The sequence below is a fragment of the Streptomyces sp. NPDC088194 genome (assembly GCF_040702025.1).
Lineage (GTDB): Bacteria > Actinomycetota > Actinomycetes > Streptomycetales > Streptomycetaceae > Actinacidiphila.
The window spans coordinates 21,554-38,163 of sequence record NZ_JBFBIV010000081.1; the positions used below are offsets into that span (position 1 = coordinate 21,554).

Below are 16,610 nucleotides of genomic sequence, written 5' to 3' on the forward strand. Positions count from 1 at the left end.
CGCTCACCACTCCGCGAACGAGCCGTCGGCGTGCCGCCACACCGGGTTGCGCCAGGCGTGGCCGGACCGGTCGGCGGCGCGGACCGCGGCCTCGTCGACGTCGATGCCGAGTCCGGGCAGCGTGGTGCGGTGCGCGTGGCCGTCGACGAACCGGAAGGGCTCGGTGTCGACCAGGTAGGACAGCAGGTCGGCCTCCTTGTTGTAGTGGATGCCGAGGCTCTGCTCCTGGATGAGGAAGTTCGGTGTGCAGAAGGCGACTTGGAGGCTGGCGGCGAGCGAGATCGGGCCGAGCGGGCAGTGCGGGGCGAGTTGCGCGCCGAAGGTGTCGGCGAGCGCGGCGATCCGGGTGACCTCGGTGATGCCGCCGGCGTGCGACAGGTCGGGCTGGGCGACGGCGATCCCGGCGCTGAGCACGGGCAGGAACTCGGCCCGCCCGTAAAGGCGTTCGCCGGTGGCGAGCGGCACCGAGGTGCCGGCGGCGAGCGGCCCGAGCAGGTGGCCCAGCTCGGGCAGCAGCGGTTCCTCCACGAACAGCGGGTGCAGCGGGGCGAGTTCGTGCAGCACCCGGCGGGCGCCGGCCGGGGTGAAGCGGCCGTGGAAGTCGACGGCGACATCGCGGTCCGGGCCGAGCACCTCGCGTACGGCGGCCACCCGGGCGACGGCGGCGGCGGTGGCCGCCGCGCTGGGTATCGGGTCGGTACGGCCGGCGCCGTTCATCTTGACCGCGGTGAAGCCCGCCTCGACCTGCGCGGTGACCTGCTCGGTGAGCCGGCTGGGCTCGTCCCCGCCGATCCAGGCGTAGACCCGTACCTTGTCGCGGACGGCGCCGCCGAGCAGGGCGTGCACGGGTGCGCCGTACACCTTGCCGGCGATGTCCCACAGCGCGTGGTCGAGGCCGGCCACCGCGCTGGACAGCACCGGGCCGCCCCGGTAGAAGCCGCCCTTGGTGAGCACCTGCCAGTGGTCCTGGATGCGCAGCGGGTCCTGCCCGATCAGCTGCTCGGCGAGCACGTCCACCGCGGCCCGCACGACTTCCGCGCGGCCCTCCACGACGGGCTCGCCCCAGCCGACCACGCCCTCGTCGGTCTCGATCCGGCAGAACAGCCAGCGCGGCGGTACGAGGAAGGTCTCGACGCGGACGATCTTCACTTCGTGTCCTCCGAAACGGACTGCGGTCCCGACGGCGTGTCCGCCGGGGTTCCCTGGGTGTCCTGCGTTCCCTGCGTTCCCTGCGACCCTTGGGTTCCCCGCGATCCTTGGGTTTCCCGCGGCGGCTTCCGCGCCTGCTGCTCCGCGCCCGAGCCGTGCACCAGGTCCAGGTCGCGGACGGCCTGCTCCAGCAGTGCCCGCATGGCGTGTTCCGCGGCGTCCGGGTCCTGGTCGCGGACGGCGTCCAGGACGGCGCGGTGGCTGGGCACGGGGTCCTCGCCGTGCGGCGAGGAGTGCACGATCTCGTCGCGGTGGGCCAGGCCGGACTCGATCACCATCTCCATGCGTTCGAGCAGTTCGTTGTGGGTGGCGGCGAGCAGGGCGCGGTGGAAGGCGAGGTCGGCCTCGACGGCGTGCGCGGGCCCCTCGCCCGCGTCGCCCATCGCGGTCAGTGCCGCGTCCAGGGCGGCGAGGTCGTCGGCGGTGCGGCGCAGCGCGGCGAGCCGGACCGCGGCGGGTTCGACGATGGCGCGGACCTCGCCGAGATTGCGCAGCAGGCCGGTGTCGGTGCCGGCCGCGGTGCCCTCGGCGAACTGCCAGCGCAGCACGTCGGCGTCGAGCAGGTTCCAGTCGGCGCGGGCCCGTACGAACGTGCCGCGCTTCTGCCGCGCGTCGACCATGCCCTTGGCGGCGAGCACCTTCAGCGCCTCGCGCAGCGCGGTCAGGCTGACGTCCAACTCGCTCTGCAACGCAGGGAGGTCGAGCGTGGAGCCCTCCGGGATCTCGCCGCTGAGCACCCGGCGCGCGAGAGTCTCCACGGTCTGGCCGTGCACTCCGCGGCGCGCGTATGGCGTCATGTGTCTCTGCCTTTCTGCAAGGTCGGTTCGGGTCGCACTGCGGTCACGCGGACGCCTTGACGACGCTCCAGCCGCCGTCGACGAGCAGGCTGGAGCCGGTGATGTACGACGCCTCCGCGGCGGCGAGGAACGCGATCGCGGCGGCGACCTCCTCGGGGCGGCCGAACCGGCCGGCGGCGGTCTCGGCGACGCTGCGTTCGCGGTCCGCCGGCGGCACGCGGTCCCAGGCGGCGGTGAGGATCGGCCCGGGCAGGACCGCGTTGACCCGCACCTCGGGCCCGTATTCCACGGCGAGTTGGCCGCACAGCGACAGCAGCGCGCCCTTGCCGGCCGCGTAGGCGGGGTGGCCGGGGATACCCCGGTGGGCGTGCACGGAGGAGGTGAGCACGACCGCGCCGTCCTGCTCGCGCAGGTCGGGCAGGAGAGCGCGGAAGCCCAGGAACCCGCCGGTGAGGTTGACCGCGAGCTGCCGTTCCCAGGACGCGAGGGTCATCTCGTGGGCGGGGGCGACGTCCACGATGTACGCGTTGGAGACGAGCACCCCGACCGGGCCGAAGGCGTGCGCCTGGTCGAGCACCCGCTGCCACGCCTCCGGGGAGGAGACGTCAGCGGCGGTGAACGCGGCTCTTCCGCCCTGCTCGCGGATGCCGGCGGCGACGGCCTCGCCGACCTGCTCGGCGATGTCGGCGAGGACCACTGCGGCCCCCTCGGCGGCGAGCCGGCGCGCGGTGGCGGCGCCGATTCCTGAGGCGGCCCCGGTGACGACGGCCACGCGGCCGGCGAAGCGGGGGGTTGGTGCGTCCATGGGGTGGGTCGTCTCCTCGGGGTGCGGTTCCGGTCGGGCCTGGCGGTCCCGGCCGGCCGGGCGGACCTGACGGGTGGTCCGCCGCGGCCGTAACGGCTTCATTGACGGTGACGCTGACGGTGACCTTGGCGACTTTAGTGACGCCGGGCCGGCGGGGGCGGTCATTGCCGGGCCAGCACGACCAGTTCGGCGTCGTGGTCGGCGCTCCAGCTCAACGGCAGCCCGGAGTGCAGCAGGTGGGTGCCGCTGTAGGTGGTGCCGGTGTCGTGGTCGACGTAGTGGGCGGCGGGGTCGAGGCCGCGCAGCCGGACCCGGGCCGGGCGGCCGGGCACCAGCGGGGCGCCGTCGAGCCGTCCGGTGCTCCAGGCGGCGACGACCACCCGGCCGCCGCCTTCCGCGTCGTACTGCACCGCGCAGGTCGCGTCGTCCGGTCCACCGATCAGCCGGGACCGGCCGTGGTGGATCACGTCCCGCACGTCCTTGTAGCGGGCCACCCAGCCGGCGGCCTCGGCGCGTTGCTCGGCGCTCCAGCCGCGGATGTCGGCGCCGATGCCGAGCACGCCCGCGGCGGCGAGCACGAAGCGGAAGGCGAGCGAGCGCGGCCGGGGGTCGAAGACGCCGGGCGCGTCGGTGACCCACGAGCTCATGGTGTGCGCGGCGTGCGCGTGCAGGTAGCCGTGCTGGACGGCGAGCCGGTCCAGCGGCGCGGTGTTGTCGCTGGGCCACACGACGTCGGTACGGGCCAGCGTGGCATGCTCGATCCGGCCGCCGCCGCCCGCGCAGCCCTCGACGGTGACGTGCGGGTGGCGGGCCCTCAGGTGGTCCAGGACCCGCAGGTAGCCGGCCACGTGGGCGGCGTCGAGGTCGAGCTCGCCGGGCGGGGTGGGGCCGGGGCGGCCGCGTTCGGTGGGCGGCCGGTTCATGTCCCACTTGAGGTAGGTGATGTCGTGGCCGGTGAGCAGCCGGTCGAGGGTGGCGATCACGAAGTCCTGCACGTCCGCGCGGCCGAGGTCGAGGAGGAGTTGCTCGCGGACCAGGGTGACCGGGCGGCCGTCGATCCGGTACACCCACTCGGGGTGCTCGGCGTGGAGCCGGGCGGCGGGGCTGATCGCCTCGGGTTCGACCCACAGGCCGAAGTCCATGCCGAGGGCGCGGACCCGGGCGATGAAGTCGTCCAGGCCAGCCGAGCCGTCGGTGGCGTCGAAGCCGGAACCGGAACCGGAGCCCGGGCCCGAAGCCGTATCAGCGCCGTCGCTCGTGCCCGTACCCGCGGCCGCGGGGAACGCCGCCGGGTCCGGCCACCAGTCCCCAAGACCGCCCTTCTCGTCGTGCCGCCCGGTGAACCAGCCGTCGTCCACCACGAACAGCTCGACGCCCAACTCGGCCGCGATCGACGCGAGTTCGAGTTGCGCGGGCGCCTCGACGTCGAAGCCGGTGGCCTCCCAGGAGTTGTAGAGCACCTTGCGGGTGCGGTGCAGCCGCTCCCCCGCGAGCAGCCGCTCGTACTGGTGCCAGACGGCGGCCAGGCCGTCGAGTCCCTCGGGGCTGAACGCGCAGGCGAGCACGGGGGTGGTCAGGGTGGCACCGGGCGGCAGGGCGACGGCGCCCTCGTGGGGCACCCGCCCGGCCCGCACCCGGACCGCCCCGCCGGGTTCGGCGTCGGCGGTGATGTGCCAGTTGCCGGGCCACTGCAACGCGACCCCGTAGGTGGGGGTGTCCGCGCCGTCAGGGGCGGCGGCGTCCTGGACGGCGAGCCACGGCGCGTAGGCGTGGCCGGGCACCGCCTGGGTGGAGCCGATCGTGAACCGCCCGCGCACCAGGTCGAGTTGGTGCCGGGTGAACTCCTGCGACCACTGGCCGGCGAGGTAGGTGAGCCGGGCACCGCCCTGGACGGGCACGTTGACGGCCGCGGAGTCCAGGTCCTCCAGGTGCAGCACCTCGTCGCCGCCGTTGACGAGGTCGACCGACCGCAGCAGCACGTCGGTGCCGGGCACCGTCTGGTAGCGCAGCGTGGCCCGCAGTCCGGTCCGCTCGTCGGTGAACTCCACGCGCAGCGACCGGTGTTCGTCCTGCTCCGCGCCGGTGCAGGTCCACCAGGTACCGCGTTCGCCGTCCGGGCGGCGCACCGTGAGGTCGGCGCCGGTGAACGGGCGCAGCCCGTACGGGATGTACTCGGCCGGGGCGGCGTCGGCGGGGGTGACGAAGTGGGTGCGGCGGGACCAGTCCAGCGCGGACGGCCCGGTCTCGCTGCCGTGCGGCCCCCACGCGGCCGACTCGGCCCACCGGCCGCCGGCTTCGAGCCGTACGGCGTACACGGTGTGCTCGGTCCGCAGCAGCCACTGGCTGCCGGGGGCCGGCCGGGATGCCGAGGGCTCGGCGGGGGGCGGGGTCACTTGACGGCTCCGAGGTTGAGTCCGGCGACGAAGTGCCGCTGGAAGCGGAGGAAGACGATCACGGTGGGGGCCGCGGCGATCACCGATCCGGCCGCGATGACGTTCCACTGCGAGACGTACTGCCCCTGAAGTCCCAGCAGGGACGCGGTGATCGGCATCTTGCTGCCGGTGCGCAGCACCGTGATCGCCCACAGCAGGTCGTTGAAGATCCAGGTGAACGACAGCGCGGTCAGCGCGGCCAGCGCGGGCCGGGCCAGCGGCAGGATGATCCGGGTGTAGATCTGCCAGGGCCCGGCGCCGTCGATGACGGCGGCCTGCTGGATCTCGGCCGGGATGGACCGCATGAATCCGTGCAGCACGAACACGTAGAAGCCGACGCCGAAGCCGACCTGCACGCCGATCAGGGCGTACAGCGAGTCGTACAGGCCGAGTTTCTCGCTGAGTTTGGAGACCGGGATGAGCAGGATCTGCGGGGGCAGCAGGTTGCCGCTGAGCATGAGCAGCAGCAGCGCGCGGCGGAAGGGGACGTCGTAGCGGCTGAGCGCGAAGGCGGCCATGGAGGCGAGCAGCAGCGAGACCAGCACCGTGGGGATGGTGACCAGCAGGCTGTTGATCAGGGCCTGTTGCTGGCCGCCGTCGGTCCACGCCGAGCGGAAGCCGCCGAGGGTGAAGGAGTGCGGCATGCTGCCCAGGCCGTGGGAGGCGATGTCGTCGAAGGACCGGGTGGCGGTGATCAGGACGACGACGATCGGTATCAGCCACAGCACGGACAGCAGGGAGGCGCTGCCGTGGAAGGCGACGGTGCCCCACATCCTGCGGCGGCGGGCGTGCCGGGAGTCGGCCGGCACGGCGGCCCGGGTGGACGCGGCCGGCGCGGGAGCGGGCGCGGTGGACTGTGCCATCAGTCGGCCTCCTTGAACGCCCGGACCAGGTAGGTCGCGATGACCCCGAAGGCCAGCAGGAAGATCACCACGGCCAGCGCGGAGCCGTAGCCGAGCCGCAGGGACTGGAACGCGGTGGAGTACATGTAGGTGCTGAGCAGTTCGGAGGAGTGGTACGGGCCGCCGCGGGTCAGTGCCCACACCACGTCGAAGGAGCGCAGCGAGTCGATGATGATCACCGACAGCACGACCGCGTTGACGCTGCTGAGCTGAGGCAGCGTGATGTGCCGGAACTGCTGCCAGCGGGTCGCGCCGTCCATCTTCGCGGCCTCGTACAGGGCCGGGTCGATGCCCTTGAGTCCGGCGAGGTAGAGCACCATGACGTAGCCGATCTGGCGCCACAGGGCGGGCACGATCACCGCGTACAGGGCGGTGTCCTGGTCGGCGAGCCAGGGGTGGGTGAGGGAGCCCAGGCCCAGGCCCGACATCGTCTTGTCGACCAGGCCGTCCGGCTGGTACATCGCCTGCCACACCAGTGCGGTGGCGGTGAGCGAGAAGACCACCGGCAGGAAGAGCGCGGCGCGGTAGAACCCGACCCCGCGGCGCTCCTGCTGGAGCAGCAGCGCCGCGCCGAGGCCGAGGATCGCCGACAGCCCGCCGAACAGCGCCAGCCACAGCACGGTGTCCAGCAGCGCGGTGTGGAAGACGGTGTCGTGCACCATCTCCCGGTAGTTGCCCAGGCCGATGAACTGCGGCGGGGAGACGCCGTCCCACTTGGTGAGCGAGAGCCAGAAGCCCTGCAGGGCCGGCCAGAACACCCAGAAGCCCTCGGCGAGCAGCGGGACCAGCACGAACGCGAGCACCACGGGCGGCACCCGGGTGGAGCCGCGGCGCCGGCCGCCGCGCAGGCCCTTGCGGAAGCGTGCGCCCGCCTCGACACCCCCGTTCCCGCCCCGGGCCGGGGTCAGTACCGCCATGTCACTGGCTCCAGATCTTCTGTGCGTCGCGCTGCCAGCCGGTGAGGATCGAGTTGATCTGCTTGGGCTTGGCGAGGAACTTCGTCAGCGCGGTGTCCGCGGTGGGCTGGAGCGCGTCGCTGGAGTCGCGGTTGAAGAACTGCGTGACGTCCGCGGCGCTCTCGATCATCGCCCGCCCCTTCTTCACCAGCGCGGTGCCGGAGTCCTTGGCGGTGGGGTTGGTCGGGATGGAGGTGCCGGACGAGCCCTTGAGGTAGATCTCCTGCGCCTCGGCAGTGGCCAGATAGCGCATCAGCTCCTTGACCTCGGCCTGGTGGTGGGTGTGCGCGCTGGCGAAGTAGCCGTCGGTGGGGCCCTCTTCGACCAGCGGCATCTTCGGGTCGATGATCGGGAACCGGAAGAAGTCGATGTCGTCGAGCTGGTCCTTGGGGGCCGCGTCGGCGAAGAACGTGCCGATCAGCATCATGCCGGTGCGGTTGTTGAGCATCGCGGTGGTGGCGTCCTGGAAGGACAGCGCGGTGCCGTTGGGGTCGAAGTAGGGCAGCGCCTGGGACCACGTGTCGAAGACCTTGTGGATCTGCGGGTCGTCGAACCGGTGCTTTCCGGCGAGGAGTTCACGGTGGTAGGCGGCGCCGTTGATCCGGATGTTCAGGTAGTCGAACCACGCGGAGGCGACCCAGGCGGTGTCGGCGCCGGCGCCCAGCCCGATCGGGGCGACGCCCTTGGACTTCAACGTGTCGCACAGCGCCAGGAACTCGTCCCAGGTCTTCGGCTCGGTCACGCCCCACTTGCGGAAGTTGGACTTCTTGTAGAACACGCCCCACCAGTAGTAACTGGCCGGCACGAAGACCTTCTTGCCCTGCGAGTCGGTGCACAGCTTCTTCAGCGCGTCGGAGTAGCCGGACAGTTCGGACCCGGTCCAGATGTCGTCCACATCCAGCAGCAGGCCCTTCTCGGCGTACGCGTTCGCGACCGACCCGGGGTACCAGGTGAGCAGGTCCGGCGGGTTGCCGGAGGTGAGGTAGGTGGGGAGCTGGGTACGGAAGGTCTCCGAGGCGACGGTGTTCAGGCTCGCCTTGGCGCCGCCGCGCTTGTTGAACGCCGCCACCAGGTCCTGCATCGCGGACTTGGCCTGCGGCGAGGAGAGGTTGGACTGGAAGCTGACGGTGCCGCCCTTGGCCTGGCTGCTGCTGCCACCGGAGGACCCGGAGGTGACGCAGCCGCTCAGCAGCGATGCGGCACCGAGCGCGCCGGCTCCGGCGAGGAAGCTGCGACGGGTGGTTGGTGAGGTGTTCATGGGACTCCTTTTGCGCCCACGCCGGACGGAGCCCCGCCCCCTGGCGGCGGAGCTCCCGTTCGGCTCGTACAGACTGTCGGGACGCCGCGACGGCGTCAAGATTAATTCGTAATTTATTGAGTAAGAGTGCTGAGCGAACTCTGCCACACCGCGCCGCCGACCCCGCGGAAGGCCGCGAGCACGCCGCCGTCCGGGCCCGCGACGGCGCCCGGCGCCCCGTCGAAGCTGCCGCTCGCGAAGGCCGGCTGCGCGAACCAGCCGCCCCAGCTGCCGCCTTGGGCGTCGTACGTCCGCTGCCACAGCGTGTAGTCCGAGGCGCGGGCGAGGAGCTGGACGCTGCCGCCGGTGGCGACCAGGGTGGGGCTGCCGCTGACCGTGCCGCCCAGCGACGACCACGCCGACCAGCTGCCCGACGCCTCCCGCACCCGGGTCCATACCGCGTCGTCGGCCGTGCGCACCGCCACGTGGAGACGGCCCGCCGAGTCGGTCACCGCGGACGGGCGGCCGGTGAGCGCGAGGCCGCTCGGGGCGCCGATCGAGGTCCAACCGGCCGCCGTACCGCGGCTGGTGACCGTGCCGTCGGTGCCGGTGGCGAAGAGCGTCCAGTCACCGGGGCCGCGATACGCCACGGTCGGCGCGTCGGCGAGGCCGCCGCCGAGGTCCTGCCAACTCCCCCACCGGCCATGGTCGTACGTCCGCAGGTACGCGCGGCCGTCGGTGCCGCGCACGAACACGTCGATCCGGCCGCCCGCCGAGCCGTACGCCGCGGGCTGGCCGGTGAAGCGACCGCCGGTCGGCCCGCCGAGTCCGGTGGCCCGCCCGGACCAGCGGCCGTCCCGCCCGGTCCGCATCTCCAGCGCGCCGTCCCGCCCGCGGGTGAACGCGGTGAGCGTGGAGCCGTCCCGCACCAGTGCCGGGTCGGCGCTCGACGCCGCGCCGCCGAGCCGCACGCCCGGCGCGGTGTCGGTGCCCGACAGCCCGAGGAAGGCGGTGCCGTGCGCGGGCACGCTGACGGTGTACGCGCCTTGGTGCGTGCCGCGGTCGGCCCGGGCCCGCAGGTCGCGGACGGCGACCTTCCCGGTCAGCCCGGCGCCGGCGAAGTCCACGGTGCGCCGCACGGGCTGGTCGGAGCGGTTGAGCAGCACCACCGCCCGGCGCCCCGACCCCTGGAGCACCTTGCTGTAGGTGTCGCCGGTGGCGTCACCGGCGATCCGCACGCCCTGGATGCCCAGCGGGTCCTGGTCCACCGCCAGGATCTCCGGGTTCTCCAGCGTGGCGAGCATCGACCGGGTCAGCGTGCGCGGGTCGGAGCCGATCACCAGCGGCGAGGCCATCTCGGCCCACATCACCAGCTGCGTGGTGGACTCCTCCTGGTCCATCTCGTACGACCCGTCCGCCAGCGGCCGCATCGGGATCAGGTAGTCCGGGTCGTTCCAGTGGCCGGGGCCCTGCGCCTCGGGGTGCGCGGCGTTGGCGTCCATGTTGCGCAGCACGTTCGGGAACTCGCCCGCAGTCGGCGTGCCCCACGCGATGTCGGTGCCGGTGCGCCAGGAGTCCGCGGTGGTCGGGCCGTAGACGTAGGTGTTGTGCGCGTCCTGGTCGGGGTCGTGGGGCACGCCCCAGTCGTCGGTGAGCGGGTTGCACAGGTTGAGCAGCATCGCGCGGCCCGACTTCGCCACGGCGTCGCTGAACTGCCGGAACGCCGGGCCGGGCGTCAGCTTCTCGCCGATCCCGCAGAGGAAGTCGACCTTGATCGCGTCGATCTTCCAGCTCGCGAAGAGGTCGGCGTCCTGCTGGTAGTGGCCCCGGCTGCCCAGCCCGCAGCTCGCCGGGTCGTAGTCGCCGGCATCGGTGTAGATGCCGGCCTTCAGGCCGCGCGCGTGCAGGTAGTTCACCAGCGACGGGATGCCGTCGGGGAAGCGCTCGGGATTGGCCGTCAGGTTCCCTTGCGCGTCGCGGGGGTTGTCGGCCTGCCAGCCGCCGTCCAGCCACACGATGTCGTAGCCGCTGCGGCGCAGCCCGCTGCTGACCAGGTAGTCGGCCACGCTCTTGACCTGTGCCTCGGTCGGGGCGCCCAGGCCGTAGTAGGTGTTCCAGCCCATGTACGGCGTCGGCGCGAGGCCGCTGCCGTATCCGCCGGTGGGGGCGGCGCCCGCGGCCGCGCCGGGGGCGGAGCCGGCCTTCAGGCCGGCGGGGGTCGCGTGCGTGGCGCCGTTCGGCGTCGGGCCGCCACTGCGGGCCTGCGCGACGCCGGGCAGCGCCACCGCCAGCAGCGTGGCGGCGCCCGCGGCCAGCGCCGCCCGCCGCACGCGTGTGAGCCCTGCGTGATGCGAAGTCACTTGATTCTCCGAGGAGTCGGGGATACGCGAAAGTCGCGGGACCGCGTCACCCGAGCACTCGGGGACGCCCCGCCACGCGAAGACTGTGCGGGGGGCGCCGGAGCGTGTCAACGTTTATTACTAATAAACTAAAACTCTGGCCAGGGGGAGCCGCCGGCTCGGTGCCGAGGGCCGTCCACGGTGGGGAGCAGACCGGCGCGCGCCGTCGCGCGGCGCGGGGAGAAGGCCGTCGGCCCGGGCGGCGAGAAGGCCCTCGGCCCGACCGCCGTACAAGCAGGGCCCGCGCGGCCCGCCGACAGGTCGCCGCCCGGGTCCCGGTGCGCGAGGGCGCTACGCGGCAGGGGCGCGCAGGCCGGCCAGCATCACCTCGTGCGCGGTCTCTCGCTGCGCGGGGGTCGAGGCCGAGTCGGCCATCCGCATCAGCGCCACCACGTCCTCGGTGGCGACGTCCTGGCGCAGCCGACCGCCGCGCCGGGCCCGGTCGACGACCGGGGTGACCAGGGAGGCCGTGATCGCCCGCCCGCGTTCGGCCGCTTGCGGGCTCGTCTTGCACAGGGCGTCGAACAACCGCAGCCCCTCGTCGTCGAGCACGCATCCGCGGGCGAACACCGTGCGGAAGGCGTCCCAGTCGTCGGCGAGGGCGGCCGCCTCCTCCGCGACCTGGCTCGCGCCGCCCGCCAGGTCCTCCAGCAACTGGAGCACGAGGTCGTCCTTGGTCGGGAAGTGCCGGTAGAAGGTGGTCGCCCCCACGCCCGCGGCCCGGGCCAGCGCCTCGATGCTCAGCTCGACCCCCTGCTCGGCGAAGGCCAGCCGGGCGGCGTCGAGCAGGCGCCGCCGGTTGCGGACCTGGTCCTTGCGCGGTGCGCGCGGTGGCGTGGCGGTCAAACCGGACTCCTGGTCGTGGCACCCACCGAAGCAGGGGTGGTTCGCCCATCTCGGCAGCGGGGGTGGATTCGGCAGAGATTCGGTAGCGATACTACCGCTTCTTGTGGCGGCAGCGCTCGCCGGACAGGCCCCACCTCGCCCCGCCCCACCCACCTCGGCTCGATCCGGTTGCACCACTACCGTTTCAAGCGTTACGGTAATCCGGTAGTGATACTTCCGTTTCTCAGAGAGGTGTGTTCATGCGCGCGCTCATCCCGACCGGCAACCCGGAGACTCTCACCGCGCTGGGAGAGGTCGATCTCCCGTCACCGCGGAGCGGCGAAGCGCTGATCCAGGTGACCGACATCGCGCTCAACCGGGCCGACTTCCTGTATCTGAGCGACCCTTCGAGCACGTTCCGCCCCGGTATCGACGCGGCGGGAGTCGTCGCGAAGGCAGCGGCCGACGGCAGCGGGCCGGCGGAGGGCACGCGGGTGGTCCTGCACCTGCCCTCGGGGGGCGCCGGCGCCGAGTACGTCGCCGCCTCGGCCGACCGCCTCGCGACCATCCCCGGCGACGTGGACTCCGCCACCGCCGCCGCACTCCCCTTGGGCGGCCTGGTCGCCCAGCGGCTCCTCGCGCTGGCCGGCCCGCTCCGGGGGCGCAGTCTCCTGGCCACCGGCGTGGGGGGCGGGGTCGGCCAGGTCCTCATCCAGCTCGCCGTCGCGGAGGGCGCCGAGATCACCGCTGTCGCCGCGCAGGGCCAGCCGACCGCGCACATGGCGGCGCTGGGCGCCAAGGTCGCCCTCGACATCGACGCCGTCGAGAGCGGTGCGTTCGACGTCGTGCTGGAGTCCGTGGGCGGCGAGCTGGGCTCGAAGACCGCCCACAAGCTGCGCCCCGGCGGTCAGTTCCTCTGGTTCGGGCAGGCCAGCGGCGACCCCATCACGCTGGACTTCTTCCGCCAGCTCCAGGACGGCTCGGCCCTGACCCTGCGCCACTTCGTCTACAGCGACGGCGACGGCAGCCGTGACGCCGCGGACATGGCCGCGCTGCTGGACCTGGCGTCGCAGGGGAGGCTCCAGGTCGAGATCGGGCACCGCGGTGACTGGGCCGGCGCCGGCCCGCTGCTGAAGCGGATGTCCGCGGGCCGGCTGCGGGGCAAGGCGGTGCTGAGCATCGGCTGACCGTCTCCCGGCCCGGCCGACCGTCCCTCCTCCCCCGCCGGCCGTCACCGCCGGTCTCCCCCGCCGGCCCGGGGCGGATCGGTCAGCCGGGCTGGCTGCTGTCCTTCAACGCGCCCCAGCCGTGCCAGCGTTCGACCTCGATCCAGGCGCTCACCCGGGCGCGGTCGCGGCGCGCGTACGGCTTGCCGGTGTACTGCCGGGAGAGCCGGTCGATGTCGGCGAGCCCCTCGTCCGGGACGATTTCGCCGATCCGGCCGACCAGGCTGATGTGCGTGTACCAGCCGTCCTTGTCCAGCACGGTGAGCGTCACCCGGGGGTCGTTGCGCAGGTGCTCCACCCGCTTGCGCCCCTCGTCCATGTTGACCAGGACCCGGCCGTCCTCCCACAGGTACCAGGTGGCGGTGGAGACCGGCTGGCCGTCCGGGCGCAGCGTGGTGATCACGGCCGGGTTCGCCTTGCCCAGCATGGCGACGGCGTCCTCGGGCAGCGGCGGCTTGGACATGAGGGTCCTCCTCGGTGGTGCGGTGGTCGCGTTCCGGATCACCGTCATTCTGCATCGCCCGCGTCGCGCCGAACCCACCGAACCCGCCGAACGCGCTGAACCCACTGAACCCGCCGGTGCGCAGCAGGCACAAGGCCCCCCGAACCGGGGGCGGCCCGGGGGCGAACCGGGGGCGGGCGCCGGACCGGGAGGTTCCCCGCGGCGCCCCGAGATCCCACGTCGGCGGGGATCTTCCACGCTCGTGCCGCGAATTTTCTTTTCCTGCGCGGAACCTTGCGGGCTATGGGGCGAATCTGTACGGTCGGGGCGCCGATTTCCCCTGGTACTGAAGGAGCTTCAGATGCGGGCGATCCCCAGACCTCCGCGTGGTACCCGCCACGCAGGGCGCACCTTGGCGGCGACTGCCCTCGCGGCGATCGGCGCGCTGTGCCTGTCGGCCGTGCCGGCAGCCGCCGCTTCCCCCTCCGCTTCGCACACCGCACGTGGTTCCGCTTCCCAGGCCGCGAGCCGGGCCCCAGCCTCGTCCTCGTCCTCGGCCTCGTCCTCGGCTTCTGCTTCTCCTTCGGCTTCGTCCTCGGCGCGCAAGGCGGCCCGGCAGGCGCCGGCCGCCACCGCCGGGGTGGGCGCCACCACCTCGTTCACGACCTACGAGGCCGAGGCCGGCACCACCGGCGGCGGCGCCACCGTCACCTCGCTGACGTCGGCGCCGACCACGCAGTACTCCAGCGCCGCCCTCGAAGCGTCCGGCCACGCCTACGTGCACCTCGGCGGCACCGGCAACTCCGTGCGGTGGACGAACAGCACCGGATCGCCCATCAGCTTCCTCAACGTGCGTGCCAGCATCCCCGATTCGGCGTCCGGCGGCGGCCAGACCGCGACGCTCGACCTGTACGTCAACGGGGTGTTCCGGCAGGCGCTCAACCTCAACTCCAAGCAGAGCTGGGTGTACGAAGGCAACAACAACTACAACACCAGCGACAACCAGAACCCGGCCGACGGCGACCCCCGGGTCTTCTGGGACGAGTCGCACACCTTCGTCACCGGCGCGCCGATCCCGGCCGGCGCCACCTTCTCGCTCCAGAAGGACGCCGCCAACAGCGCGTCCTCCTACGACGTGGACTCCGTCGACGTGGAGAACCCGCCGGCGCCGCTCGCCCAGCCGGCGAACTCGATCTCGATCACCAGCTGCGGCGCGGTCTCCGACGACACCCCGACCAACGGCGCGGCCGACGGCCAGGCGGTGGACAGCCGGGCCGCGATCCAGAGCTGCATCAACCAGGCCCAGGCACAGGGCAAGATCCTCTGGATTCCGCAGGGCACCTTCTACGTCAAGGGCACCACCGGCCTGACCGCGCAGGGGATCACCATCGCGGGCGCGGGGCTGTGGTACAGCACCGTCTACCGCGACGTGCCCGTGCCCAACAGCACTCCGCTGGCAGCGCTGTTCGACGTGACCTCCTGCACCGTGCAGAACTTCCACATCGACGCCAACGCGGTCAGCCGCGGCACCGTCGGCGGCGACGGCGGCGCGATGGACACCACCGGCACCAACTGGGTCGCCGACGGCATCTGGACCCAGCACACCATGTCCGGCTTCTGGGCCTCGGGCACCGGCGGCACCGTCCGCAACAGCCGGCTCACCTCGGTCTGGGCGGACGGCATCAACGTCAACAACGTCTCGCTCAACGCCGACACCGGCAACAACCTGACCGTCACCAACAACTTCGTCCGCGGCACCGGGGACGACGCCATCGCCATCAACTCGGTGCACTACAACACCAACAGCGACGGCTCCCAGACGTTCTACAACCCGATGACGAACATCACCGTCAGCAACAACACCTCGATCGCGCCCTGGGGCGGCAAGGGCATCGGGATCTACGGCGGCAGCGGCCACCACGTCACCGACAACTACATCAGCGACACCGCCCGCTACATCGGCCTGGGCGCCGGGCGGTTCGGCGTCAACGGCAGCGACCTGCTGTCCGCGACCATCTCCGGGAACACCGTCGTCCGCTCCGGCGGCAACGCCTACAGCCAGGGCCAGCCCGCCTTCCACATCGGCAACGGCGGCGACGGGCAGAACACCGGCGTCGTCGACTCGGTGACCGCCACCGGCAACACCGTCACGGACTCGCTCTACGACGGGATCGACTTCTCCACCTCGACCAACTCCCTTCTACAGGACAACACCGTCACCGACCCGGGCCGCAACGGCGTGGTGATCGCGCCGCCGTTCTACCCCGCGCCCACCGGCTCGGCGACCATCACCGGCAACACCGTCAGCGGCCTGCACACCGGGGCCACCGCGTACATCAACAACTCCAGCGGATTCACCGCCACCTTGAGCGGCAACAACTGGGAACCCTCCGCGCCCGAGGGCCCGTTCGGCGGCACCGCGGCAGCCGTCCCGGGCACGGTCCAGGCGGAGAACTACGACACCGGCGGCGAGGGAGTGGCGTACCACGTCACCAGCGTCAACGGCAACGCCGACAACTACCGTGCGGACGGGGTGAATCTGGAGACCACCTCGGACACCGGCGGCGGCTACGACCTCGGCTGGAGCGACAGCGGGCAGTGGTTCCGCTACACCGTGGACGTCGCCACGGCCGGGACGTACACCGTCGGCCTGCGGGTGGCCGATCCGGCGGCGGTGCCGGGAGCGCTGCACCTGTCCGACGCGGCGGGCGCGAACCTCAGCGGCGCCGTCGACCTGCCCGGCACCGGGGACTGGCAGGACTGGGCCACCGTGAACACCGAGGTCACGCTGCCCGCGGGCCGTCAGGTGCTCACCTTGAACCAGGACAGCGGCGGCTGGAACGTCAACTCCCTGACCTTCACCGCGGACAGCTCCGCCGCCGTCGACCTCGCCGCGAACCGTCCGACGAGCGAGTCGAGCCACACCGACGTCTACCCCTCGTCGAACGCGACCGACGGCTCCCGGAGCACGTACTGGGAGAGCGCCGACAACGCGCTTCCGCAGTGGCTCCAGACCGACCTCGGCGCGGCGCACAGCGCGTCGCGGATCGTGCTGCAACTGCCCGCCGGTTGGGGCGCGCGGACCGAGACACTGTCCGTGCTGGGCAGCACCGACGGCACGACCTTCGGCACCGTGAAGTCCTCGGCCGCCTACACCTTCGATCCGGCGACCGGCAACACCGTCACGATCACCTTCCCGGCCACCACCCAGCGCTACTTCCGGCTGAACATCACCGCCAACACCGGCTGGCCCGCGGGGCAGATCGCGGAGTTCCAGGTTCCGGCCGTCCCGACGCGCCGTGCCACAAGGGACCGAGGGGCGCGGCCACCGCCCGTGACCATCAAGGTCCGGGGTTGGTGGCGGGGCGTGCGAAGTCGAC

13 protein-coding genes are annotated in these 16,610 nt (G+C 72.5%); 2 read left to right on the top strand and 11 right to left on the bottom strand.

The features are described from left to right. Nucleotides 1–3: 3 nt before the first annotated feature. From dgoD to AB0399_RS32015, 9 genes are all read right to left on the bottom strand, one after another. Entirely contained in the window at nt 4–1,149 is a 1,146-nt protein-coding gene (gene dgoD, locus AB0399_RS31975; RefSeq protein WP_366413693.1) for a galactonate dehydratase, read from the bottom strand. After that, nucleotides 1,146–2,006: a FadR/GntR family transcriptional regulator gene (locus AB0399_RS31980; protein WP_366413694.1), complete on the bottom strand. Its 861-nt coding sequence runs from the start codon at nt 2,004–2,006 to the stop codon at nt 1,146–1,148. Before AB0399_RS31980 ends, dgoD begins: the two co-directional genes overlap by 4 nt. A gap of 43 nt (nt 2,007–2,049) precedes the next feature. After that, the gene (locus AB0399_RS31985; protein WP_366413695.1) at nt 2,050–2,811 is read right to left on the bottom strand and encodes an SDR family NAD(P)-dependent oxidoreductase; all 762 of its coding nucleotides are present in this window, start codon (nt 2,809–2,811) and stop codon (nt 2,050–2,052) included. A gap of 161 nt (nt 2,812–2,972) precedes the next feature. Beyond that, a complete protein-coding gene (locus AB0399_RS31990; protein WP_366413696.1) occupies nt 2,973–5,204 on the bottom strand; it encodes an alpha-galactosidase in 2,232 nt (743 codons plus the stop codon). After that, nucleotides 5,201–6,052: a carbohydrate ABC transporter permease gene (locus tag AB0399_RS31995; RefSeq protein ID WP_328474846.1), complete on the bottom strand. Its 852-nt coding sequence runs from the start codon at nt 6,050–6,052 to the stop codon at nt 5,201–5,203. Before AB0399_RS31995 ends, AB0399_RS31990 begins: the two co-directional genes overlap by 4 nt. Nucleotides 6,053–6,105: 53 nt before the next feature. Further along, nucleotides 6,106–7,062: a sugar ABC transporter permease gene (locus tag AB0399_RS32000; RefSeq protein WP_329361638.1), complete on the bottom strand. Its 957-nt coding sequence runs from the start codon at nt 7,060–7,062 to the stop codon at nt 6,106–6,108. Between the two features lies 1 nt (nt 7,063). Continuing rightward, nucleotides 7,064–8,359, bottom strand: coding sequence for an extracellular solute-binding protein (locus tag AB0399_RS32005; RefSeq protein ID WP_329361640.1), 1,296 nt, complete (start codon nt 8,357–8,359; stop codon nt 7,064–7,066). 113 nt (nt 8,360–8,472) lie between these two features. Beyond that, on the bottom strand, nt 8,473–10,545 hold the full coding sequence (locus tag AB0399_RS32010) for a glycoside hydrolase family 27 protein (protein WP_366413702.1): 2,073 nt from the start codon (nt 10,543–10,545) through the stop codon (nt 8,473–8,475). Between the two features lie 483 nt (nt 10,546–11,028). Then, nucleotides 11,029–11,583 carry a helix-turn-helix domain-containing protein gene (locus tag AB0399_RS32015; RefSeq protein WP_329361642.1) on the bottom strand — a complete coding sequence of 185 codons (555 nt, stop codon included), beginning with the start codon at nt 11,581–11,583 and terminating at the stop codon, nt 11,029–11,031. 239 nt (nt 11,584–11,822) lie between these two features. On the opposite strand from AB0399_RS32015, the gene AB0399_RS32020 reads away from it, so the two are divergent. Continuing rightward, nucleotides 11,823–12,749, top strand: coding sequence for a zinc-binding dehydrogenase (locus AB0399_RS32020; RefSeq protein ID WP_366413697.1), 927 nt, complete (start codon nt 11,823–11,825; stop codon nt 12,747–12,749). A gap of 82 nt (nt 12,750–12,831) precedes the next feature. Here the strand turns inward: AB0399_RS32020 and AB0399_RS32025 are convergent, their stop codons facing one another. After that, nucleotides 12,832–13,251, bottom strand: a complete 420-nt coding sequence (locus tag AB0399_RS32025; protein ID WP_329361646.1) for a PPOX class F420-dependent oxidoreductase — start codon at nt 13,249–13,251, stop codon at nt 12,832–12,834. A 336-nt stretch (nt 13,252–13,587) separates the two neighbouring features. Further along, nucleotides 13,588–13,893 (bottom strand): hypothetical protein, encoded by a 306-nt coding sequence (locus AB0399_RS32030; protein WP_366413698.1) that lies wholly within the window; start codon nt 13,891–13,893, stop codon nt 13,588–13,590. Between AB0399_RS32030 and AB0399_RS32035 the strand changes: the two genes are divergently transcribed. Continuing rightward, nucleotides 13,871–16,610: discoidin domain-containing protein (locus AB0399_RS32035; RefSeq protein ID WP_366413699.1), on the top strand; the 2,740-nt coding region annotated here is incomplete at its 3' end. The two genes, AB0399_RS32030 and AB0399_RS32035, sit on opposite strands and share 23 nt — an antisense overlap.